Source organism: Vibrio sp. ZF 223, assembly GCF_003050585.1.
GTDB classification, from domain to species: domain Bacteria; phylum Pseudomonadota; class Gammaproteobacteria; order Enterobacterales; family Vibrionaceae; genus Vibrio; species Vibrio crassostreae.
The window spans coordinates 106,909-129,035 of record NZ_PIGB01000004.1; the positions used below are offsets into that span (position 1 = coordinate 106,909).

General features: G+C 44.5%; 17 protein-coding genes. 11 read left to right on the top strand and 6 right to left on the bottom strand.

What is annotated here, in order from left to right:
• Nucleotides 1-3 precede the first annotated feature (3 nt).
• The 3 genes from cydB (at nucleotide 4) to CWO13_RS10255 (ending at nucleotide 3,525) form a co-directional block, all read left to right on the top strand.
• Nucleotides 4-1,140: a cytochrome d ubiquinol oxidase subunit II gene (gene cydB / locus CWO13_RS10245; protein WP_108082890.1), complete on the top strand. Its 1,137-nt coding sequence runs from the start codon at nucleotides 4-6 to the stop codon at nucleotides 1,138-1,140.
• Nucleotides 1,141-1,166: 26 nt separating this feature from the next.
• A complete protein-coding gene (cydX, locus tag CWO13_RS10250) occupies nucleotides 1,167-1,274 on the top strand; it encodes a cytochrome bd-I oxidase subunit CydX (RefSeq protein WP_102431939.1) in 108 nt (35 codons plus the stop codon).
• A gap of 361 nt (nucleotides 1,275-1,635) precedes the next feature.
• The gene (locus CWO13_RS10255) at nucleotides 1,636-3,525 is read left to right on the top strand and encodes a methyl-accepting chemotaxis protein (RefSeq protein ID WP_057622397.1); all 1,890 of its coding nucleotides are present in this window, start codon (nucleotides 1,636-1,638) and stop codon (nucleotides 3,523-3,525) included.
• A gap of 154 nt (nucleotides 3,526-3,679) precedes the next feature.
• Here CWO13_RS10255 and CWO13_RS10260 read toward each other — a convergent pair whose 3' ends face one another.
• Complete coding sequence (locus tag CWO13_RS10260) at nucleotides 3,680-5,263, bottom strand: ABC-F family ATPase (protein WP_108083005.1); 1,584 nt, start codon at nucleotides 5,261-5,263, stop codon at nucleotides 3,680-3,682.
• 452 nt (nucleotides 5,264-5,715) lie between these two features.
• On the opposite strand from CWO13_RS10260, the gene CWO13_RS10270 reads away from it, so the two are divergent.
• Together CWO13_RS10270 and CWO13_RS10275 are read left to right on the top strand one after the other, a co-directional pair.
• Nucleotides 5,716-8,061 (top strand): ATP-binding protein, encoded by a 2,346-nt coding sequence (locus tag CWO13_RS10270; protein ID WP_048658729.1) that lies wholly within the window; start codon nucleotides 5,716-5,718, stop codon nucleotides 8,059-8,061.
• Between the two features lies 1 nt (nucleotide 8,062).
• A complete protein-coding gene (locus CWO13_RS10275; RefSeq protein WP_108082891.1) occupies nucleotides 8,063-8,950 on the top strand; it encodes a mechanosensitive ion channel family protein in 888 nt (295 codons plus the stop codon).
• 136 nt (nucleotides 8,951-9,086) lie between these two features.
• Here CWO13_RS10275 and CWO13_RS10280 read toward each other — a convergent pair whose 3' ends face one another.
• The 3 genes from CWO13_RS10280 to CWO13_RS10290 all read right to left on the bottom strand — a co-directional run bounded on the left by CWO13_RS10280 (nucleotide 9,087) and on the right by CWO13_RS10290 (nucleotide 14,460).
• Nucleotides 9,087-10,706 (bottom strand): methyl-accepting chemotaxis protein, encoded by a 1,620-nt coding sequence (locus CWO13_RS10280; protein ID WP_108082892.1) that lies wholly within the window; start codon nucleotides 10,704-10,706, stop codon nucleotides 9,087-9,089.
• 273 nt (nucleotides 10,707-10,979) lie between these two features.
• The gene (locus CWO13_RS10285; RefSeq protein WP_057622404.1) at nucleotides 10,980-13,007 is read right to left on the bottom strand and encodes a sensor histidine kinase; all 2,028 of its coding nucleotides are present in this window, start codon (nucleotides 13,005-13,007) and stop codon (nucleotides 10,980-10,982) included.
• On the bottom strand, nucleotides 12,997-14,460 hold the full coding sequence (locus tag CWO13_RS10290; protein ID WP_048665023.1) for a sigma-54-dependent transcriptional regulator: 1,464 nt from the start codon (nucleotides 14,458-14,460) through the stop codon (nucleotides 12,997-12,999). Before CWO13_RS10290 ends, CWO13_RS10285 begins: the two co-directional genes overlap by 11 nt.
• Nucleotides 14,461-14,763: 303 nt before the next feature.
• Here CWO13_RS10290 and CWO13_RS10295 point away from each other — a divergent pair, with 303 nt between their 5' ends.
• The 6 genes from CWO13_RS10295 (at nucleotide 14,764) to CWO13_RS10320 (ending at nucleotide 20,135) form a co-directional block, all read left to right on the top strand.
• On the top strand, nucleotides 14,764-15,570 hold the full coding sequence (locus CWO13_RS10295) for a substrate-binding domain-containing protein (protein WP_017059611.1): 807 nt from the start codon (nucleotides 14,764-14,766) through the stop codon (nucleotides 15,568-15,570).
• A 211-nt stretch (nucleotides 15,571-15,781) separates the two neighbouring features.
• Nucleotides 15,782-16,480, top strand: a complete 699-nt coding sequence (locus CWO13_RS10300) for an ABC transporter permease (protein WP_009846742.1) — start codon at nucleotides 15,782-15,784, stop codon at nucleotides 16,478-16,480.
• Nucleotides 16,481-16,490: 10 nt separating this feature from the next.
• The gene (locus tag CWO13_RS10305) at nucleotides 16,491-17,210 is read left to right on the top strand and encodes an energy-coupling factor ABC transporter ATP-binding protein (protein ID WP_048611022.1); all 720 of its coding nucleotides are present in this window, start codon (nucleotides 16,491-16,493) and stop codon (nucleotides 17,208-17,210) included.
• Complete coding sequence (gene mobA, locus CWO13_RS10310) at nucleotides 17,188-17,772, top strand: molybdenum cofactor guanylyltransferase MobA (protein WP_108082893.1); 585 nt, start codon at nucleotides 17,188-17,190, stop codon at nucleotides 17,770-17,772. The genes CWO13_RS10305 and mobA overlap by 23 nt, the downstream gene beginning before the upstream one ends.
• Nucleotides 17,772-19,589, top strand: coding sequence for a bifunctional molybdopterin-guanine dinucleotide biosynthesis adaptor protein MobB/molybdopterin molybdotransferase MoeA (locus tag CWO13_RS10315; protein ID WP_108082894.1), 1,818 nt, complete (start codon nucleotides 17,772-17,774; stop codon nucleotides 19,587-19,589). The genes mobA and CWO13_RS10315 overlap by 1 nt, the downstream gene beginning before the upstream one ends.
• Nucleotides 19,590-19,868: 279 nt before the next feature.
• A complete protein-coding gene (locus CWO13_RS10320; RefSeq protein ID WP_017063882.1) occupies nucleotides 19,869-20,135 on the top strand; it encodes a DUF2960 family protein in 267 nt (88 codons plus the stop codon).
• A 171-nt stretch (nucleotides 20,136-20,306) separates the two neighbouring features.
• On the opposite strand, the gene nagK is transcribed toward CWO13_RS10320, so the two are convergent.
• Nucleotides 20,307-21,215, bottom strand: a complete 909-nt coding sequence (gene nagK, locus CWO13_RS10325) for an N-acetylglucosamine kinase (RefSeq protein WP_108082895.1) — start codon at nucleotides 21,213-21,215, stop codon at nucleotides 20,307-20,309.
• Between the two features lie 163 nt (nucleotides 21,216-21,378).
• Nucleotides 21,379-22,125, bottom strand: a complete 747-nt coding sequence (locus CWO13_RS10330) for a tRNA-uridine aminocarboxypropyltransferase (RefSeq protein ID WP_080967361.1) — start codon at nucleotides 22,123-22,125, stop codon at nucleotides 21,379-21,381.
• Nucleotides 22,126-22,127: the final 2 nt, after the last annotated feature.

The following is a 22,127-nucleotide window of genomic DNA, read 5'->3' on the forward strand; positions in this document are numbered from 1 at the left end:
CAGATGTTTGATTACGAAAATCTTCGCCTGTTTACATGGGCAGTTATTGGCGTGTTGCTGATCGGTTTTATCATTACCGATGGATTCGACATGGGCGTTGCGGCGTTGCTCCCTGTTCTAGGAAAGTCAGAAGTTGATCGACGAATCATGATCAACTCGATCGCCCCTCACTGGGACGGTAACCAAGTATGGTTGGTTACGGCGGGTGGCGCTATCTTCGCGATATGGCCTGCAATCTACGCGGCTGCGTTCTCTGGGTTCTATTTAGCCATGATTTTAGTGTTGGCGACCTTGTGGTTAAGACCACTCGGTATGGATTACCGCGCTAAGATCGACAACCCGAAATGGAAGAAAGCCTGTGATATTGCGCTTATCGTCAGTGGTTTCATTCCTCCGGTTATCTTTGGTGTTGGTTTCGGTAACTTGATGATTGGCGTTCCGTTTGAATTTAACGAATTGCTAATGATGTCATACCAAGGTGGTTTCTGGGATCTACTCACGCCCTTCCCACTACTATGTGGCTTGGTGAGCTTGGCGATGGTTGTCACGCAAGGCGCGGCATTCCTACAGATGAAAACGACGGGTGATTTAAAACAACGTGCCCAGAAAGTGATCGTATGTATGGCGCTTGTGACTGTAGGTCTGTTTATTGTTGGTGGGCTATACGCATATACACTTCCGGGTTACCTGATTACTAGCCCAGTTGTGACCGATGGTGTTTCAAACCCATTGCTAAAACATGTAGTGAAGTTTGATGACTTACTGCTACATAACTACGAAAACTATCCGGTACTTTGGGGAATCCCTGCGCTAGGCATCATCGGAATGCTGAGTTGTGCAGTGATGACTCGACTTAACCGCGCTGGCTTAGCCTTTGCTTCTTCGAGCTTATCAATCGCAAGCATCATAACGACAGCGGGCGTAGCTCTATTCCCAATGATCATGCCATCTAGCTTGATGCCATCGCATAGCTTAACGCTGTGGGACGGAACATCGAGTGAGTTAACACTGAGCATTATCTCGGTTGTGGCAGTTATCGTGGTGCCAATTATTTTGGGTTACACAATTTGGTGTTACTACAAAATGTTCGGTCGATTAGACAGTCAATACATTCATGATAACAGCTCGTCACTGTATTAATTAAAGATGAAATAGGAGGATAACCTATGTGGTATTTATGTTGGGTACTTGGCGTGTTGCTAGCCTGCGCGTTTGGAATCATTAATGCTCTATGGCTGGAGCACACCGATTTTCTCGATGATCAAAACGGATAAAACGGAGCGTAGCAACTGTTAACTAAATAGTAAGCTAACTAATTAAAATAACTGAAAGTCCTTACTTAATGCGATGCCTGTGATCTCAAAGATTGCTGACATGAGTGTTAATGAGGACTTTTTCTTTTCGCATCTAATCTCACGTGCTTACCCCCGTCTTCGCTAGCAAAGTCGGCGTCTCAAATGGCTAAGTTAATAATAGTTAAGTTGGTGCATATCATCGATTAAGTAGCTTTCTCCATCAACGGACCTTGCTTTAACAACCCTATAGGCTATTAGTTACATATTCATCATTTTAATATATCTGTTAATTACAAAATAAATATGAATATCAACGTCACTGGCTTAAAGGGAGTTAACCATGAACAATCCATCGGAACCTCAGCATCGTTTGCTGTCTCTTTCTATTCGCAGTAAGTTTATTTTAATCAACCTCACCCTGTTTATTTCTGTTTTTATCTATGCCATCTACGAGCAGCTCAGCCTAAACAAATTGGAATCACTGGAGCTCGCTGCGACCGAAAACCTTAGAAGCTCAGTCGATTTATTAACGCTTAGGCGACATGAGAAAGACTTCTTGTCTCGACACGATCAAAAATACGCAGAGCGTTTCGATAAAACTGCCGACACATTGAATCAAAGATTGGTGACGTTGAACCAAACTCTAACCTCGCACGAGCTTCACCTTACCGATCAAATGACCAAAATCTCCGATACCCTTCATCAGTACCAGAAACAGTTCCATCAGATCGTCAATCAAGTGAACGACATTGAACGCACAACCCCACCTTTAGGCTTTGTCGCAACCCTCGATGGAAAAAGAACAGCGCTGAAATCAGCAATCGAATCAGAATCAAGTTTGGCACTGGAACTTGCGTTGTTAGAGTTGATCGAAAAAGACTTCCATTACCTCGCACATATTAATAGCCAAACGAATGCAGCGTTAACCAATGCTCTTGTTGAGTTTGAACCCTACTCCCAAACTTCGATTGCGACTGAACAAGCCTATTCCGAATATAAGGCCGCGGTTGAAACTCTATTAGTTGCTAACAGCAATCTAGGTTTGTCTGCAGAGTTGGGGCTTAGAGGCGCCTTACGTAGCAATGTTCATCAAACGGAACAAGCCATTGAAGAAGTGCAGAATGAGATAAGCCAAGCGATTACAGCTGCAGTTAAAAACACACAAAACATGTTACATCTGTTTGGTGCCGCTATCGTCGCTCTGCTTTCTTTATTATTGGGGTTCATCGGTCGCAACATCCTGGGTCGTATCAAAGCGATAAACGTGATGATGGAGTCTATTGCAAATGGAGATGGAGACTTAACTGTCAGAATGAACGCCAAAGGTAACGACGAACTGGCTCAACTTGCTCACTCGTTCGATACCTTCATCAATAAACTGCACGGCAACATCAAAGAGCTATCCGGCGTGATGACGGTGCTGACAGACAGTTCATGCAGTTCTGAAGAAGCGGCAGTTAAAAGTATGAGCAATGCAGAGAAACAAAAGCAGCAATCTGAATCGGTAGCGACGGCAGTCAACGAGTTAGTGATGACGAGTAATGAGGTGACGGCGAATATCGAAAATGCCGCAACCAATGCCGAGAAGATCAAAGAAAATGCCCATCAAGCGCTACAAAAGACACAATCAACCAACGACAGTATTAATGTCTTAGTAGAAAACATTGCAGAGTCTCAGGATCTCATCGTTCAGCTTGAAGAACAGAGCCGTGAAATCAATCAGGTGGTGACGACCATTCAAGGTATTGCTGAGCAAACTAATCTATTGGCACTTAATGCTGCGATTGAAGCGGCGCGTGCTGGCGATCATGGACGAGGTTTCGCTGTGGTAGCATCCGAAGTACGAGAGCTTTCACTAATGACCAACGATTCAACTCATCAAATAGAATCCACGATTCATGGTTTAACCACTGGGATAGACAAGACCGTCGCTAAGATGACGGCAAGCTTAGAACAAACTGAGTTGGTGAAAAACCAAACCAAAGACGTGGTGAATGCGATAGAAGGAATACACTTCCAAGTTGGCGAGATGTTCGACTTAAACAGCCAGATCTCAACAGCGTCTGAAGAGCAATCGATGGTTTCTGTTGAGATTGACCGAAACATTACTGATATCGCTCACCTTGCTAGTGACACCTATACTGTGGTTTCTGGGTCGGTACGTTGCAGTGAACAAGTCTCGAGTGTGAGTGTGAAGCTAGAGAAGATTGTCGCGCAGTTTAAGTACTAGTAATTAGCGATTAACGATTAACGATTAACGCAAGCTAGTTGATTCGTGTGGTATGGAAAAACAAAAGGCCTCTATCTGATTGCTAAGATAGAGGCCTTTCTAATTTTGAATACGTACTAACGTGTTATTACGTATCAGCTCTCACTACACGGTATTAGCCGCGTGCTTTCAAGAACTCAGCGTAAGTGCCGCGGAAATCGTTGATCTTGCCATCTTTGATTTCAAGGATACGAGTTGCAAGCGAGTCTACGAATACACGGTCGTGAGATACGAAGAACAATGTGCCTTTGTAGTTCTCAAGAGCCAGGTTAAGCGCTTCGATAGATTCCATATCCATGTGGTTCGTTGGCTCATCCATTAGAAGGATGTTTGGTTTATGCATCATGATCTTACCAAGAAGCATACGACCTTGCTCACCACCAGAGATAACCTTTACAGATTTCTTAATGTCGTCTTGACCAAATAGCATACGACCTAGGAAGCCACGAACAACTTGCTCGTCTTCGCCTTCTTGGCGCCATTGGCTCATCCAATCAAACAGGTTCATGTCTTGTTCGAAGTCATGTGCGTGATCTTGAGCGTAGTAACCGATGTTTGAGTTTTCAGACCACTTGTACTCACCAGTGCGTGGCTCTAGTGCGCCAGCTAGTGTGTTAAGTAGTGTTGTTTTACCTACACCGTTTTCACCGATGATAGCAACACGCTCACCTACTTCGAAGATACCGTCGAACTTGTTGTATAGGTCTTCTTCAAAACCTTGAGATAGGTTTTCAACCACAAGTGCGTTACGGAATAGCTCTTTAGACTGTTCGAAACGGATGAATGGGTTTTGACGGCTAGACGCTTTAACTTCGTCTAGTTGGATTTTATCGATCTGCTTAGCACGAGACGTTGCTTGCTTCGCTTTCGATGCGTTAGCAGAGAAACGAGATACGAACGTTTGAAGTTCAGCAATTTGTGCTTTCTTCTTAGCGTTGTCAGACAATAGACGCTCACGAGCTTGAGTCGCTGCCGTCATGTACTCATCATAGTTACCTGGGAATAGACGAAGTTCGCCGTAATCAAGGTCAGCCATGTGTGTACAAACAGAGTTTAGGAAGTGACGGTCGTGCGAAATGATGATCATTGTGCAGTTACGTTGGTTTAGCGTATCTTCCAACCACTTGATGGTGTCCATATCCAGGTTGTTCGTTGGTTCGTCAAGAAGCATGATATGCGGGTCTGCAAACAGTACTTGAGACAATAGAACACGAAGCTTCCAACCCGGTGCTACTTCGCTCATCAGACCGAAGTGCATTGATTCTTCAATACCTACAGCAAGAAGAAGCTCACCCGCTTTCGCTTCTGCCATGTAGCCGTCCATTTCAGCGAACTGAACTTCAAGGTCGGCTACTTTCATGCCGTCTTCTTCGCTCATTTCTAGCAAAGAGTAAATGCGGTCACGCTCTTGCTTAATAGCCCAAAGCTCTTTGTGACCCATGATAACCGTGTCGATTACCGTGAATTCTTCGTAAGCAAATTGGTCTTGGTTTAGCTTAGCAACGCGCTCGTTAGGATCGTAGCTTACGTTACCAGCACTTGGCTCAAGTTCACCAGATAGGATCTTCATGAACGTCGATTTACCACAGCCATTCGCGCCGATTAAACCGTAGCGGTTGCCTTCGCCGAACTTAACTGAAATATTTTCGAAAAGTGGCTTAGCGCCGAATTGTTGGGTGATATTTGCTGTGGAGATCAATGCCATTACCTTCTTAATGTGAAAAACGTCGCAACGTTACTTGTTCAGGGCTTTAACTGCAAGTATTGATTGCAATTACTGGCCATTAAGTGAGTGATAACCTAGCCAAATCATAGTTTGAGCTGACTCACATTTTTGATTTTCTATTTATCTCCGAAAAGCCGTCGATTTTCAGGAAAAACAAAATATCGAACAGCGCCCCATAATGGGTGGTATATAACGTCCCAAATCATGCCAACCATTGAATATATCGTATGCTGATTGGTCACAGTCAAAGCCACCCTGATCAAAGCAGCAACAGACATAGCCAAGACTAGCCTAATCCCTGACAATTTCATGACAAAATCGATCGAAACAGGAATAAAGTACTCGCCCCCGATACGGGGTTGGATTTCACAAAGTCAGATTATCTAACTATAGTAATCCTAACCTCATAATTCTAAGAGACTTTTATGCGTTCACTATCGCGCTTCTTAATCCTCACTTTGGCCATTCTCTCTTGGCCTAGTCATGCCAACTTGGAATATGACTTACAATCTCAGCCGCAGGTATCCGATTCTGCTGTTGACCTCGATGATCGAATTGATTCGTTACCCGATCCTCTCTTTATGGAGCCGTCGGACAGACGCCAAGTCAATATTCTGCTTGCCGAAGTTCTGCGAGTTCAAAAGCAGGAAATCAAAACCTTCGAGCAACAGATAAAAGCTTACAGAGATAACAGCGATGCCGATCAATGGTTTGCCGTTCAAACCAGTTACGTCACGCTGAATAGCTTGAACGTAAGTAAACAGCATCTTTTAGAGCAGACCAACTCTGCAAACAAAGAGCGTTTAACCGGTTTTGGTCCCTATGGTGTGACCCAGTTTAAGCAAGAGTGGGAATTGACCAAACTCAATATTGAGTATCTTGTTTATTTCCAAATTCGTAGCTTTAAAGCGCTTGTTAAAGACATCTTTATTTCGCCAGTGCCAGTGATTGGTGCCTCACTAAAAGTGTTATTCATCTACTTCGGTTTAGTGTGGTGGCTTGCCAACAGCACCCGCTTGATTGAACTGTTTCGAATTAACTTTCTTGAAGCGAAAACGAACCCTCCTTTTCTGGTTCGCGTGATTTGGTATATCAGCCGCGCTGATCGTGCGATTGCTTGGCTAATTGCCATCACATTGTCATTGAGAGTGCTTTCTAGTATCCCTAGTCTTCAACATTTGATTTTCCTGGAGATCTTCACTTGGTGGATTCTAGGTGGTTCGATTGCCATCAGCTTTATTTTGGAATTTGCCTACCGTTTAGGTCGTACATCAAATCAAGAAGTGATAGCACTACGCCTATCGACTATTCGTCGTTACGTGTGGAGCTTCATCGTTGCGGGTGTGATTCTCCAGATATCAAGTATTACGCTAGGCAAAGGTACGATTTACAGCTGGATTTACAGCGCTCTGTTTTTTTGGTTTGTGCTGGTCACGATCTCAGTTCTCAGACTATGGAGAGCGAAGGTCTTCGATACGTTGCAACACATCTCTGATCGTCCGGTTTGGGTGAATTGGGCAGTAAACCGCAAGGATACCTTCTTACTTAATATATTGGCGACGGCCATTGGCATCGTGTGGTTGAGTGTTTACAACTTTCAACATCGAATTATGGCCCTGCTATCCAATTACACTTTGTTTAGCCAGGCCTTAGCTTATCTATTTAGAATTGAAGTTGCTAAACAGTCTGACCTTGATAAGAATCAGCAAAACTTGGTTCGAATCAAAGGCGATCAAACCTATGAATACATTCTTCCGGGTAATATCGACAGTACGTTGATAGATTACGCGGGAGATGAAATTAAGCAGTTATCACGCTACTTAATGTCAGACAGCCCGGCTATCTGTATTGTGTCTGGCGAACGTGGTGTCGGCGCGACAACGCTGCTATATACCTTACTGCACAAAGTCTCTAACGCTGAGCCTGTATACGTGAGTTGCCCTTATGCGGGTTACCAAGAGCTTTTAGCGCATTTAGCCGTGAGCATTGGCTTGGACGAAGAAGCGACTGAAATTCAAATATTAGCGCATCTTCGTAAGAGCAATACCACTTACCTTATCGCGATTGATAACGCACAACGACTGGTGCAACCAATGGTCGGTGGCCTGTCTGATTTGATTCGTTTGACCAACCTTCTGCGTCGTTCTAAAAAGAACCACCGTGTCGTGATATCGATCGCCAAATCAAGCTGGCGATTTGTGGATAGAGCGCGTGGCGAACGTTTGCTGTTTGACTTGGTGTGTTTCCTTCCGCGTTGGACAGAGAAACAAGTGGGTGAACTTCTAAATAGCCGTATCAATACGGAGCTTGAGAAGCCGTTGTCTTTTGATGGTTTAGTAGTCCCTAAGCAATGGGACCAAGATGATATGAGTGAAGAAGAACGTGCACGCCAAGGTTTCTATCGAATTTTGTGGCACTATTCTGATGGCAACCCTACCGTTGCGCTGCGTTTCTTCCGACTCTCTTTGAACCGAAATAAAGAGACAGATCAAGCAGTGGTGCGTCTGTTCCATGTTCCTGAAGCCCAGGAGCTGGAAAATATGCCGAAACCTATGCTGGCTGTACTTCGCTCTATCGTTCAACTGGAAATCGCTTCTCCGGAAGTGTTGTCTGAATGTACACAGCTGAGCACGGCAGAGATAACGGGGATTCTGCGTTACTTTGAAAGCCGTGGTTATATTGGTTGGCATGAAGAAAAGGCTCGAATTTCTGAGCACTGGTTCCGCCATATTACGAACGTTCTCGACCGTCAACATCTACTGGTGAAGTAAAATGAAGAAGATATTTATCCTGCTATTTGTTGGCTTGGCAAGTGCTGTCAGTTTCCCGACCTTTGCGACGGAAGAGTTAGCTAACGTAGAAAACATCTCTAAAATAGCGAGCCTTGTGCGATGGAGCGGCGTGTTCTTCTCCATGATCGTTATCGCTGCGATGTGGTTGCTGCTTAAGTTCATCAACTCGTTAGTGACTAGCTTTGGTAGTCAGTTCGTGCAATATCGAATGCTACTACAAAAACTGCAGTCGTTTACTCAATTCTTCATCTATGTGAGCACCGGTCTTATCGTGTTCATGATGAGCTTTAGAATCAACGACCAAATACTGGCCTTGATTGGTGGCACCCTCGCCGTGTCGGTAGGCTTTGCGCTTAAAGACTTGGCTGCTTCATTCATCGCCGGTATCACGGTGATGATTGATAGACCCTTTCAAGTTGGTGACCGCGTCACGTTTGAGGGTAACTATGGCGACATTATCACTATCGGTTTGCGTTCGGTACGAATGAGAACATTGAATGACGACATCATTACCATTCCGAATAACAAGTTCTTAAATGAAGTGACGACCAGTGGTAACTACGGTGCGTTGGACATGCAGGTGGTGATTCCGTTCTACGTCGGCATGAATGAAGACATCACCCTAGCCCGTGACTTAATTCAAGAAGCTGCGTCTTCGAGTCGTTACATCCACTTACCGAAGCCTGTCACGGTTTTGGTGAAACAGACGATTACCGATAACTACCTTGCGATACAGTTGACGTGTAAGGCTTATGTGGTGGACACCGCGTATGAGAAGTTGTTTGAAACCGATATTACCCTGCGTGTGATGAAAGAGTTTAAGAAGCACAACATCAACCCACCGAAGATTTCAGTGGCAGCGCATTAATCGAACTTGGTCTAACGCTAGGAGAGTAAATTAATCTCCTAGTCAGCGACAAACGAAAACACCTCCGAACTTATCTCGAGTACGGAGGTGTTTTTTTATGTGGTGTTATCTGTGTTAACGCTAAGTGCTTTTGAGTTTATACCTTAAAGTACTTCAACTGTTCTGTTAGATGCTCTGTGGTATTGGCCATTTTCTGACTGTCTTCTGCAAGCGATTGTGAGGCCTGCAGTACCTCATTTGCAGCGAGATGAATCCCAGTGACACTTTCACTCATTTCAGTGGCTACCGTGCTTTGCTGCTCTGAGGCTGCGGCGATCTGTGCGACCATGTCGTTGGCGTTATGCAGCTCATTCACAATCACATCGAGTTGCTGGCGAGTTTCGTTAGACGCGACAACGCTGTGATCAACCTTCTCGTTACTGCTTTGCATCGCTTTAAAGGTACGCTCGGCCTGTTGAGTAAGCTTTTCAATGGTTGATTGCACTTCGTTGGTCGAGTTCTGAGTTCTGCTCGCTAGATTACGTACTTCATCTGCCACAACTGCAAATCCTCTGCCTTGCTCTCCCGCTCGAGCTGCTTCTATTGCCGCATTAAGCGCTAACAAGTTCGTTTGTTCTGATACATCACGAATCACACCGACAACTTGGCTTATTTCAGTAACTCCTGATTGCAGATCTCTAACTAAGTTGTTCGCGGTTGAAATGTTATCCGAAACCTGAGAGATGGTTGTCGAGGTTACCTGCATGTTTTGATCGTTCTGGTGTGCATGATCGACCACCCTATTAGTACTAGCGGCCGTGTTCTCTGCATTCACTGCAACATCTGAGATGGTCGCACTCATTTCAGTCATCGCAGTAGACAGTAATTCTAACTGCGCATGTTGAGAATTAACACTGGTTGCGGCCTCTTCACTGGCTTGCGCGATGTGACTTGCCATGTTGCTCGATAAGTCCGCTGACTCATTGGCAGTCCGAAGCGTCGTTTGTAGTTTATCGAGCATGGTATCTATCTGGTGGCTCATATCACCAAGCTCATCTTTACGAGTCATGTTCATGCGCACACGAAGGTCGCCATCGGCAATCTTATGGGTGTTATCGATAAGCTTATTCAGTGGCACAAGGATGTTGTTGGAAATCGCGTAACCCATAGCGAACAGTAAGCCAGATAAAACAACCGCTACCATCCCTTCCTTAATAGCTAAGGCATAGAACGCCTCTTGGATATCCGCGACTAAGATTCCAGAGCCAATCACCCAGTTCCATTCTGGAAACAACTGAACGTATGAGATCTTGTCTTTGAGTTCACCTTGCGGGCTCATCCATTGGTAATCAAGAAAGCCTTTCTCTTCAGGAGTGCGAGAAATGGTGACCATCTCGCGCCAGTGATGCTTACCTGCTCCATCTCTAAGGTTTCCGGCATTAGTGCCATCAAGCTCTGGTTTTAACGGATGACTAATGATGTTGAGCTGCTGGTTTAGAATCCAGAAGTAATTAGTGTTGTCATAACGAAGCGTTTTGATGGCTTGTAGCGCACGATCCTTTGCGACCTCTTCACCCAGCACACTGCGTTGGCTGTAATAGTAGTTTGCCAAACTTACCGCGGTTTCAACTTGAGCGCTGAGTTTATCTTGCCGCTCTTCCATCGAACTAGCGCGCTGCTGCATTAGATTGAAAGTGGACGCCATTACCAATAGAGCAACCGATAAAATGACGATCGAGACGAGTTTTGATTTGATAGATAAGTTACTTAATTTCATAGCTGACTGACTTTATTATTTGTTTTGATTATGGATTTTCGACCAAGTTATCAAAAATTCGTACAGTTCAGATGATATGCATCAAGATCGAAATATATACACCTTGTTACATAACTAAAAAGAGGTATACGTCAAACAGGCGGAGGTTGAGATTTGGCTGGCGATAGATTAGTAGTGCGGAATCTTCGTGCTTGGGCTAAAACGTTCGTGTAATAGCCCAAGCGCGTTAGAAATATTATCGGGTGATAATATCGGTGAATTGGCTGTTAGAGCTTATAGATTTGATACTAGCAATTGAGGCGTGGCTTTTTGTTGAAGGTAGATACTAAATCGACTTCCTTTACCTACTTCGGATTCAACACGTATCTCACCGCCCGTTTGGCTCAAGATACTTTGAGAAACGGATAAGCCTAAGCCTGTACCATCTCGCTTGGTCGTGTAGAAAGGCGAGAAAATGCGTTTCAGCTGCTCTTCCTTGATACCGCAACCTTCATCTTCCACATGAACAATCGCCCCATGAGACACGCCATTCTCTATCCAGTCTTCACTTGAGATCGTCAATGTGCCCTGTCCTTCCATCGCATGAATCGCGTTCATTTGTAGGTTAACCAGAATCTGTAGCAATTGGTTGCGGTTCACTTCGACCGAGGTTTTAGCATTCAATTTTGAGACATACACAATGCCTTTCTTTTTCGCCCCTGTTTTTACGAGCGTAATACTTTCATCGACAATTGGATTGATATGTTGCCACGTAATTTCATCTTGCACGCCGCCGTGACGGCTGTATTGAAGCAGGCTTCGCGTTATGTTTCGAATTCGGTCTATCTGCTCCATGATGGCGTGGACTTCTTCGTCTACACGGCTCACGTCATCGCCTAGTTCAAACTTCATCAATTCTACATTGCCAAGAATCACTGCAGTTGGGTTATTGATCTCATGAGCAATGCCTGCCGTTAATTCACCTAATGCGGCTAATTTCTCATTGACCACCAGCTTATCTCTGGCTTGATTAAGTAGTTTGATGTGCAATTCGAGCTCTTCAGTTTTCTCTTTTAAACTCGCGGTACGAGAGTGAACCTTACATTCAAGTTCAGACGCAGCTTGTTGAATCTCTTGATTACGTTCGTGGAGCAAATCTAGCATCTTGTCGAACTGTTTAGCGAGCAGTGTAAGTTCGTGTTGATCATCCAAACCTAACGTGCCAATGCGCTTGTCTTGCCCCATCTGGACTAGCTTGACGACCTTGTGGATGCGTTCTATTGGATTGAAAAGATCACGCGCACCACGGTGAACGATCAAACCTGATACCAATAACAGCAACACAATGGTAATGCTAATTTCACCAAGGTTGGTCAGGTACGTTTCTATCAGCGGCCAAATCAAATAACCGGTGTAAAGCATACCAATCACGTTATCGAACTGGTCATGGATTGGTTGATAAGCCGTGATGTACCAAGCATCGTAAACATACGCTCGATCTAGCCACTCTTTACCTTCATTTAAAACTTTTGAGTGAACCTCATTAGAAACACGAGTACCAATTGCGCGCCCAGCTTGTTCTTCACTGCTTAAAGGTACATTGGTACTGACGCGAAGGTCATCGAGGAAGACCGTGACCGTGCCTATATGACGATTAAAGCCTTCTCTTTTTGGGTAGATAAGATTACTAATTTGGTCGACTAGTTGAGTACTGTTATTAAGTAAGATCCCGCCATCTAGAAAACCAATCACATGATCACGTTCATCTTTTATGGATACAACGGTTCGGCTTACCAGTCCGCGAGTCTCAACTTCTTGCCCATTGAGCATCGGAACTTCCGCTTTTTTAGCGAGGTCACTATCGAGGTAGTTGAGTTCGTTACGGCTTAACACGCTGAAAAACGAAGACTTGTGAGTCAAATTTAGATATTCGAGTTTCTTAGCCATACTCTCGACACTGCGCCAGCGTAGAAAGTCGAGTTCATAACGAGATTTGTTTTCAGACACCCATCTCGTTAGCTCTTCGTGTGAAAGATCGCTCGCCAGTTTGGTTTGAAAGTTATAAGACTCGGCAAACGCTCGAACGTTGTATGCTTGCTGATTTTGAATTAGGTGGATACTGTTGTCGGCAACATCTAAACGCTCATCGACATCAATCAAAGCGCCCTGCCACGTGTAATGAACAGACCAATACAATGTGATAGCTACAAGTGCACATAAAGTCAGAATGATCGGAGCAGATGTTAGGAACAATAAGCGGTAACGCACCATGGTTTTGAATCGGAACGTCCACTTTGACCACCAATGACGTCTAATCGGCATATTCAGAGCCTTCTGTGTTCCAATCTTTGTATTTACGCTCTAGCGTTTTACGTGCCACGCCAAGATCTCTCGCAGCAGCCGACTTATTACCATCATGGAAACTAACAAGCTGTTCTATATGAGATTTTTCCACTTCTTTGAGTGTCCAAGTGTTTGGGTAACCCTCGGCAACATCTGCATTATTCAAGTTTGGCATTTCTGCTCCATGTGACACCGTCACTGAAATATTAGCCGGTACAGGATCGCCATTAATCTCGCGCCAGTAGTGTGCTGGTGGCTTGTCTAAAAGAATGCATCGTTCGACTAAGTTTTTAAGCTCACGAATATTCCCTGGCCATTCGTATTCGTTCATGGCCAATATATCTTCATGTGCCCAATTTGGAACAGGCATCCCAAGCTCACTTGATAAAAGACGAGTAAAATATGGAACAAGCTCAATTAAATCTGATGGACGCTCTCTCAATGGCACTACATCAATCTTAAGTACATTAAGTCGGTAGAATAGATCGCGACGGAAGTGCCCTTTATCGACCTCTTCCTGAAGGTTTCGGTTGGTCGCCGCTACAACGCGTACATCCACAGAGATCTCTTTCTCACTACCAACAGGACGAATGGTTCTTTGTTCTAACACACGTAGTAGCGCTGCCTGCATTGGCAGCGGCATTTCACCGATTTCATCAAGGAACAAGGTGCCACCACTTGCGACTCGGAAAAGGCCTTCACGGTTTTTCTTCGCACCGGTAAATGCGCCAGAGGTGTGTCCAAACAGTTCACTTTCTAGAAGCTCTGGAGCAATCGCGCCACAGTTAATTGGCACAAATGGTCCAGTACGTTTACTGGCTTCATGTACACCACGCGCAACCAACTCTTTACCTGTACCCGACTCGCCTTCTATCAAAACGGAAGCTCGAGATGGTGCAAATTGACTGATAAGCAGTTTAAGCTGTTTGGTTTTGTCTGAATTGCCGATCAATTCGGTCTTGATATGACGGCTAACATCACGCTTCAACGCGTACTGCATTCTTTGGTCAAGCCGCTTGTCCATACAACGCAGAACGGCTTGTATCATCTGTTCTAGGTTGAAGGGCTTAAGAATAAAATCTGAAGCACCAAGCTTAAGTGCAGATATGGTCATCTCTAGATCGGCATAACCCGTCATGAAAATCACATCGGCGCGTTTGTCGTTGTCGTTAAACGCCTCTTCCCACTCAATACCAGAGCGACCTGGTAAGTTGATATCAAGGACAATCAGATCAAAATGTTCACTCGAACGCAGCGTTTCAGCCTCTTCAACCGACCCTGCACTCGACACCTTGCCAAAGAACTTACCTAGTGCTTTCTTTAAGATAGCCTGCATACCCAACTCATCATCGACGACCAAAACGGAAAACGCCTGATACTGAGTCAATGTGTTCGGGTTGAGATTGGATGCAGATGAACTAGGTAAAGACATAATGATTAGCCGGTGAGGAAAGTTGGGACAGAGTGTACCAATTAACCTTTTGTCCAACAGGGACAATGTGCGACATTTTGTCCTAGCTCATGTTTTGATTCATTTTAACGGGGTAAATGGCGCAGTTTTGTCCGAAATAACAGCAATTTAATGAGATCTGATGCATGATTTATTGGCATTAAGATTGCTTGTAAGGTGTAGATTTCTAATTACAACAATTAGCGTCTTATGCACATGACCTTCTTCGAGCCCTTTAAATCTGAAGGCATGTCATTCATTTATAACAGAATGGACATAATAATAATGAAAGCAATTCCCTTAACTATTGCAGCTCTATCTATCGTCAGTTACACGGCTAGCAGTGCGGAAGACACCACTCATATCAAGTTGGCGACAACCACAAGCACTTATCACTCTGGTTTACTGGACTACCTACTGCCTGAGTTCGAAAAAGATTCTGGCATCAAAGTAGATGTTCTGGCTGCGGGTACAGGTAAATCACTTCGCATGGGTGAAAATGGTGACGTTGATTTGGTGATGACTCATGCACCAAAGGCTGAAGCGAATTTCGTAGAAAAAGGTTACGGCGTTTTACCTCGTAAGCTGATGTATAACGACTTTGTCATCGTTGGCCCACAAAGCGACCCTGCAAAAATTGAATCTCAAAAAGCAGTGGCAGATGTGTTCAAAGCGATCGCGACTAATAACGTGACGTTTGTGTCTCGTGGCGACGACTCTGGTACTCATAAGAAAGAGATGGGTATTTGGGCGCAAACTAAAATCGAACCAAACTTTGGTGGCTACCGCAGTGTTGGTCAAGGTATGGGCCCAACTCTGAACATGGCGTCTGAAATGCAAGGCTACACCATGACAGACCGTGGTACGTGGTTGGCTTACCAAAACAAACTGGATCTTAAAATCCTTTTCCAAGGTGATAAGAACCTCTTCAACCCTTACCAAGTGATTCTCGTTAACCCTGAGCGCTACCCAAGCATTAACTACCAAGCAGCGAAAGTATTCAGTGATTGGTTGGTTAATCCTAAAGGTCAGAAACTGATTAACGACTTTAAACTGCACGGCAAACAACTGTTTGTTGCAAGCGCAGAATAGTATGCTCTAAGTAATAAGTCGTTGGTTGTAATTAAAGCGTAGCGTTGAAGATGTCGTCAAAACCAACAAACACTACACTTAACTAAATTCAGTTAATGAGCACGCTTAAAAACAATAGCTGGCCAATACAGGCTCAAATATATTGTGTCAGCTATGATTAACATCAGTCATTACCGATAAAAACCTATTATCGATTCACACGAGATACTTCATGACCCTATGGCAAACAACGATTGATGCAATGAATCTACTGGTGAGCTTTGACCACGAATTGTGGCAGATCGTCGCGGTATCCTTCAGTGTGTCTTTGTCCGCCATCTCATTAGTGATTGTTCCTGCAATCCTTATGGCTTTCTTATTGGCTTATACCGAGTTCCCCGGAAAGTGGGCTCTGCTTTCGGTGATCAATACCCTGCAAGCGATCCCTACTGTGGTTATTGGTTTGTTGATGTACATGATGCTTTCTCGCTCTGGCCCGCTAGGTGATTGGCAATTGCTGTTTACCCAGAAGGCGATGATTTTAGGTCAGATGCTGATCTGTTTCCCTATCCTAGTCGCGATGATGCACGGTGCTCTGCAGGCCAGTGATCGCCGAGCAGTAGAAACAGCGCGTACGCTTGGTGTATCAACGACACGTGTGGCGTGTACCTTGATTTGGGAAACACGTTTTCCTCTATTGGCCGCAACCATTGCAGCCTTCTCTCGTATCGTTACTGAGGTCGGTTGTTCAATGATGGTCGGTGGCAACATTATGGGGATGACAAGAAACATCCCAACGGCTATCGCTATGGAAAGCCACAAAGGCGCATTCGCTCAAGGTGTTGCCCTCGGTATGGTGTTATTAGCATTGGCATTGGCCCTCAACTTTTTCCTTTCCAGTGTGAGAGGAAAAGGCTATTTAAGAACTTAGGAACGCTGTCATGAGTATAAAAATAACAACGCAGCAAATTTCAATGCGCTACAAAGAGCGTGTTTTGTTCCACATTCCCGAATTGTCGATCGGCCCCAACGATGCCATTTATCTCAAAGGAGACAATGGTGTTGGTAAAACGACCCTACTAAAAATCTTGTCTGGATTAATTCAGCCAAGTTCTGGCCGCATTCAGTCCCCAACACAGAGCTGGCAGCAGAAATTATTTCCACGGCTCAAGTTCAAAGACATCATCTACTTGCATCAAACCCCCTATCTTTTTGATGGCTCGGTGTACCAAAATGTCGCTTATGGCATTCGCTTTAACAAAGAGAGCCAAAAAGATAAGCGAGCTCAAATAATTAATGCATTGAGAATGGTAGGTTTAGAAACCCTGGCAGATGAGCACATCTCAGTGTTGTCTGGGGGGGAGCGTCAACGCGTAGCAATGGCTCGAGCTTGGATTCTTAAGCCTTCAATCTTGCTTATGGATGAACCAAGTGCTTCTTTAGACAAAGAATCTATTGAAAGATTGGTGATTATGGCCGAAGATCTTCTTCAGAGAGGCGCGAGTTTAGTCATCACCAGTCACCAAACTAACGCGTTAACCGATTTATGTAAGAAGCAGTGGTGGATTAAAGACAATACTTTGACCGAATCCCCGCTTCTGCAAGTTATTCAGAAAGATAAAGCACAAGAGAATATTTATGCTGCTTCCAACGCAAACTAGTTGGGTTATTTTGGCTGGCGGACAGGCCAGCCGTATGGGCGGAAAAGATAAAGGACTCGTTGAGCTCAACGGTTCTCCGCTTATTCAATATGTTATAAACAAGCTGTCACAACAAGATGTCAGCATCACTATCAATGCCAATCGTAACTTAGACAGTTACCAAGCATTTGCTCCGGTTGTTTCCGATTTTTTCCCTGACTACCCAGGTCCGCTGGGTGGCATACATGCAGGCCTTAAAAACGCTAGCACCGACTGGGTTGGCTTTGTTCCTTGCGACAGCCCACAAATCAGTGACGACCTTGTTGAGCGCTTTTGTTCTGCGGTTAAAGAAGACAGTGACATTCTTGTCGCTCATGATGGCGAATTTAAGCAACCTGTATTCACCCTATTCCACAAACGTGTTCTGCCAAAGTTAGAAGCGTTTTTAGAACGTGGTGATCGTAAAATCATCTTGCTATACAAAGAGTGTGTTACCGAATACGTTGATTTTAGCGATTCTCCTAACTGCTTTGTCAATCTCAACACGCCAGAAGAACTCACCCAATTCGGAACGCTTCAATAATGAAAGATTCAAAACAACGCCCTAACCTTCCTCTATTGGGCTTTGCTGCTTATAGCGGTACAGGCAAAACGACCGTACTTGAAGCCTTGTTACCTTTGTTAACCGACGCAGGTTTAAAAGTTGGCGTTCTTAAACACGCTCACCACGATTTCGATGTCGATAAGCCGGGTAAAGACAGCTACCGCCTACGCAAAGCAGGCGCGAATCAAATGTTGATTAGCTCTCGTAACCGTCATGTCATGATGACAGAAACGCCAGAAGCCGAAGCGGACTTTGATTACCTGCTTACACGTTTCAATACCAACACGTTGGACTTAATTCTGGTTGAAGGCTGCAAGAACATCGCCTTCCCTAAGATTGAGCTTCACCGCGACGAAGTGGGTAAACCTTGGCTTTATCCAAACGATGACAACATTATTGCTATCGCCGCAGACAGCAAAGTTGAATCTGACCTGCCGCAAATGGCGATCAGCGACTTAGAAGCAATTCGTGATTTCATCATTGAATACGCTCAATCGTTCGACTCTACTTCGAAAAAAGATAAAGTCGCTTCATGTGCATCTTCAAAAGACAACACGCCAGTTGTGTGTTGCGACTCTTTCTCTCCAGCCGGCCTAACGGTTACTCAAGGTCAGCAAAAAATTGTTGATAGCATTGATGCTCTAGATTTGACGGAATCTGTTTCCTTAGAGCAAGGCTATGGCCGTGTTCTGGCTGAAGATGTTATCTCGCCAATCAACGTGCCTCAGAACACTAACTCTGCAATGGACGGCTACGCCATTCGTAGTGAAGATTTAGATCTAGATAGCTACCGCGTTGTTGCTGAAGTCATGGCTGGACATAGCTACGGCAAAATCGTTCAACAAGGTGAAGCCGTTAAGATCATGACAGGTGCGCCAATGCCAGAAGGCGTTGATGTTGTTGTGATGCGTGAGCAAGCTGTTCAGGAAGGTGACAAGGTTAGCTTCCCTGACGCGAAAATCTCGGTTGGACAAAATGTCCGTATGGCGGGTGAAGATCTAGAAATTGGCCAACCTGTCTTTACGCGAGGCACACGAATCGAAGCGCCAGAAATGGGCATGATGGCATCGTTAGGTTTTGGTACCTGCCCTGTTCTGCGTAAAGTGAAAGTGGGCGTGTTCTCTACGGGTGATGAAGTTCAAGCTCCGGGTAGCGAGCAAAAACCAAACTCTATCTACGATTCGAACCGTTTTACTATTATCGGCATGCTTCAAAAGCTTGGCTGTGACATCGTCGATTACGGCATCATTGAAGATGACGAACAAAAGATGATGAATGTGCTGCACTCTGCGTCGCTTGAAACCGATATGGTTCTGACTTCTGGTGGTGTGTCTGTTGGTGATGCGGATTACATCAAGCTTGCGTTAGATAAGCTGGGTGAAATCAACTTTTGGCGTATCAACATGCGCCCAGGTCGCCCATTGGCTTACGGTAAAATCGAAAACAAACCTTTCTTTGGGCTGCCGGGTAACCCAGTTGCAGTAATGGTGTCGTTCATTAACTTTGTTGAGCCAGCGATCCGCAAGCTTCAAGGTCAAACAAATTGGACGCCAGTGAAAGCAAATGCAGTAGCGACTGAAAAACTCCGCTCACGTCAAGGGCGTACTGAATTCAGTCGTGGTGTGTTCTCGATGAATGAATCAGGTGTGCTTGAAGTGAAAACGACAGGTAAGCAAGGTTCAGGTATTCTGCGTTCAATGAGTGAAGCAAACTGTTTAATCGAAATCTCACCAGCGGTTGATACCGTGAAAGTTGGCGAGACAGTGACGATCATTCCTCTACAAGGTCGCGTTTAACTCAAAGCAATTACCTAAATTGACTTAGCTGTTTTTTAGTTGATTTGGAAGATCTTCGCCAAGACATAGACGAAGCCCCTATATTGATTTTTCAATGTTAAGGGGCTTTTTGTTATTTTCGTTTGGTGAAAAACAACTTGTTCGTTTCCTAAAAGACAAATAGCTTAAATTACGCTAAACGTTTAGAACGATAATCTTAAGATTTATTACCATTACCTTGAGCCACGTACGGTTTTTATGTAGAGTGCGCGCAAAGTAATAATTCTATTGGAGAGCACCATGGCTCGTACCATTCTGTACACTTACAAAGACGAAGACAAAGAGTTACTGTTTTCAAAACAAGAACACCGCACGATCCAAGAAGCTGTTGCTGCAGCGGAAGGCATCGACATCTCTGAGTATCTAAAAACTGAGCAACAGCTTGAGTTGATTTCTGATACTAAAGCGGTTCGCAACTACCAAGACAACTACTTCCGCAAGCTTGGCTTTACTAAACTTACGTTGAAGCAAAAAGACAACCTTGGTGTTGGTAAAAAGAAGAAGTAAGCCCTCTGACTCTTTTCTTTATAGGTCGCTTTTCGTTTGTAGTTAGAGCTAAGAGCTAACTAAACGAAAACACCAAACAATAAAAAATGCCGCAACCTCTTTCGAGATTGCGGCATTTTTATTTATGCTTTTTAACTATCTAACCTTAGCTAGCTTAACGTTAATTCGCGATTACTTAATGTTAAGGAATGCAGCACCACGAACGCCGCCTGAATCACCGTGTTTTGCTTTAATGATTTTAGGACACTTCGCTACAGACAGCAGGTACTTAGGCACACGCTTTGGCATCTCTTCGTAGATAAGTTGAAAGTTTGAAAGACCGCCGCCCAGTGCAACAACGTGTGGGTCAAGACCTGTAAACAGGTTCGCGAAACAGATAGCCAATAGCTCCATAAAGCGATCAACGTGCTCTGCAGCTTTTGCTTCACCTTCATTGTATGCTTGGATGATCTCGATGGCTTTCTTCTTCTCACCGAAGTAGTGCTCGTAAATCAATTCAAAGCCACGGCCTGATAGGTAACTGTCTAAACAACCTTTCTTGCCACAACCACAGCCTAATAGCGGTGCATTATCGCCAAGGTGGAACCATGCATCGATAGGAAGGCGCATATGGCCTAGTTCACCTGCAACGTGGTTACGACCAGAGAACACTTTACCTTCGTAAACTAAACCACCACCGAAGCCAGTACCTAGAATTAGGCCAGCAACTGATGGCTCATCTTTAAGCTCATCATCCCACGCTTCTGAAAGCGCAAAACAGTTTGCGTCGTTCTCAATTTTTACACTACGACCAATAAGCGCTTCTAAATCTTTACGTAGTGGCTTACCTGTTGAAGCTGGTACGTTAACAACCAGCATTGTGCCGTCGTCTGCGTTTTCCATGCCAGGAAGGCCAAGGCCAATTTTGCCTTCGCAAGAGAATTCGCTATCGTACTTTTTTACCAAACCAGCAATTGTATCAAGCAGTAACTGATAATCGTCTGTTGGTGTTGGAACACGCTCTGTTGCTACTCGCTCAAGTTTCTCGTTGAATGCACCAAACTCAATTTTTGTGCCGCCAACATCGAAGCCGTAATACATGAAATCTCTCCAATTTTTCCCTAAATTCGGGCAAATAAATTCTTTAAATAAAACAACTGAGGAACATTATCCATAACACTCCCCCTACAAACCGTGATAGATAACAAACTTATCTCGTGTTCGAGTCTGTTTGAACAACAAGTCAGCACAAAGCGGTTAAAGGTTAGAGTGAAGTCTCACTTTTAGTGTGCTCTATGAAAGCGTTCAGGCTTGGTTTGGTCGGATCCGACTTATAACGCGTCTTGCTTAGCATGTAGCTTTCGCGAAATGCTTCAAACCAAAGTTGTAAAGTCTTTGCGCCCTGCTCTTCACCTGCTTGTTTTAATACCAGGCTCGCCACTTCTGCTGTTGAAAGGTGTTGATCGTTATCTGACTTACGCATCATGTATTGAGAAACCGATTCAGGCTCAATCGATAACACAGGTAGATCTTGAAGGTATTCCGAGCGTCTGAAAATACGTCTTGCTTCACGCCAGCTACCGTCGATGAAAATCAACAACAGCTTTTTATTTGGATCACGCATTTGTGGCAGATCTTGAACCACTCGCGATTTGTCATCGGTATAGTCTTCCGGGAACACAATCACAGGCTGGTATTTCTCGTCTTTCAGAACATCCAACATCTCTACATTGGGCTCAGTTCGATGCCAAAGATAAACATGGCTGTCTTTCACTGTGTCCACAATCAAACGGCCGGTGTTACTTGGCTTTAAGATTTCGTTGTCTGACAAGATCAACATGGTCGCGACGTTCGTATCTATGTTGGGTTGGTGCTCACAGATACAGCTGTCTTGTTTGATTTTGCAGTACTCACACCGAACCACTTTACATCCGCGCGCGTTAAACGGTTTGGTGGAAAGAGATAAACGGTGTTGGTATAAACGGTGGAAAGCGTGAATTCTCATGGACAATA

Excerpts from the sequence above, each read along its gene's own strand:
- cydB (WP_108082890.1), top strand. The coding sequence starts at position 4 with ATGTTTGATTACGAAAATCTTCGCCTGTTTACATGGGCAGTTATTGGC.
- cydX (WP_102431939.1), top strand. The coding sequence starts at position 1,167 with ATGTGGTATTTATGTTGGGTACTTGGCGTGTTGCTAGCCTGCGCGTTT.
- CWO13_RS10255 (WP_057622397.1), top strand. The coding sequence starts at position 1,636 with ATGAACAATCCATCGGAACCTCAGCATCGTTTGCTGTCTCTTTCTATT.
- CWO13_RS10270 (WP_048658729.1), top strand. The coding sequence starts at position 5,716 with ATGCGTTCACTATCGCGCTTCTTAATCCTCACTTTGGCCATTCTCTCT.
- CWO13_RS10275 (WP_108082891.1), top strand. The coding sequence starts at position 8,063 with ATGAAGAAGATATTTATCCTGCTATTTGTTGGCTTGGCAAGTGCTGTC.
- CWO13_RS10280 (WP_108082892.1), bottom strand. The coding sequence starts at position 10,706 with ATGAAATTAAGTAACTTATCTATCAAATCAAAACTCGTCTCGATCGTC.
- CWO13_RS10285 (WP_057622404.1), bottom strand. The coding sequence starts at position 13,007 with ATGCCGATTAGACGTCATTGGTGGTCAAAGTGGACGTTCCGATTCAAA.
- CWO13_RS10290 (WP_048665023.1), bottom strand. The coding sequence starts at position 14,460 with ATGTCTTTACCTAGTTCATCTGCATCCAATCTCAACCCGAACACATTG.
- CWO13_RS10295 (WP_017059611.1), top strand. The coding sequence starts at position 14,764 with ATGAAAGCAATTCCCTTAACTATTGCAGCTCTATCTATCGTCAGTTAC.
- CWO13_RS10300 (WP_009846742.1), top strand. The coding sequence starts at position 15,782 with ATGACCCTATGGCAAACAACGATTGATGCAATGAATCTACTGGTGAGC.
- CWO13_RS10305 (WP_048611022.1), top strand. The coding sequence starts at position 16,491 with ATGAGTATAAAAATAACAACGCAGCAAATTTCAATGCGCTACAAAGAG.
- mobA (WP_108082893.1), top strand. The coding sequence starts at position 17,188 with ATGCTGCTTCCAACGCAAACTAGTTGGGTTATTTTGGCTGGCGGACAG.
- CWO13_RS10315 (WP_108082894.1), top strand. The coding sequence starts at position 17,772 with ATGAAAGATTCAAAACAACGCCCTAACCTTCCTCTATTGGGCTTTGCT.
- CWO13_RS10320 (WP_017063882.1), top strand. The coding sequence starts at position 19,869 with ATGGCTCGTACCATTCTGTACACTTACAAAGACGAAGACAAAGAGTTA.
- nagK (WP_108082895.1), bottom strand. The coding sequence starts at position 21,215 with ATGTATTACGGCTTCGATGTTGGCGGCACAAAAATTGAGTTTGGTGCA.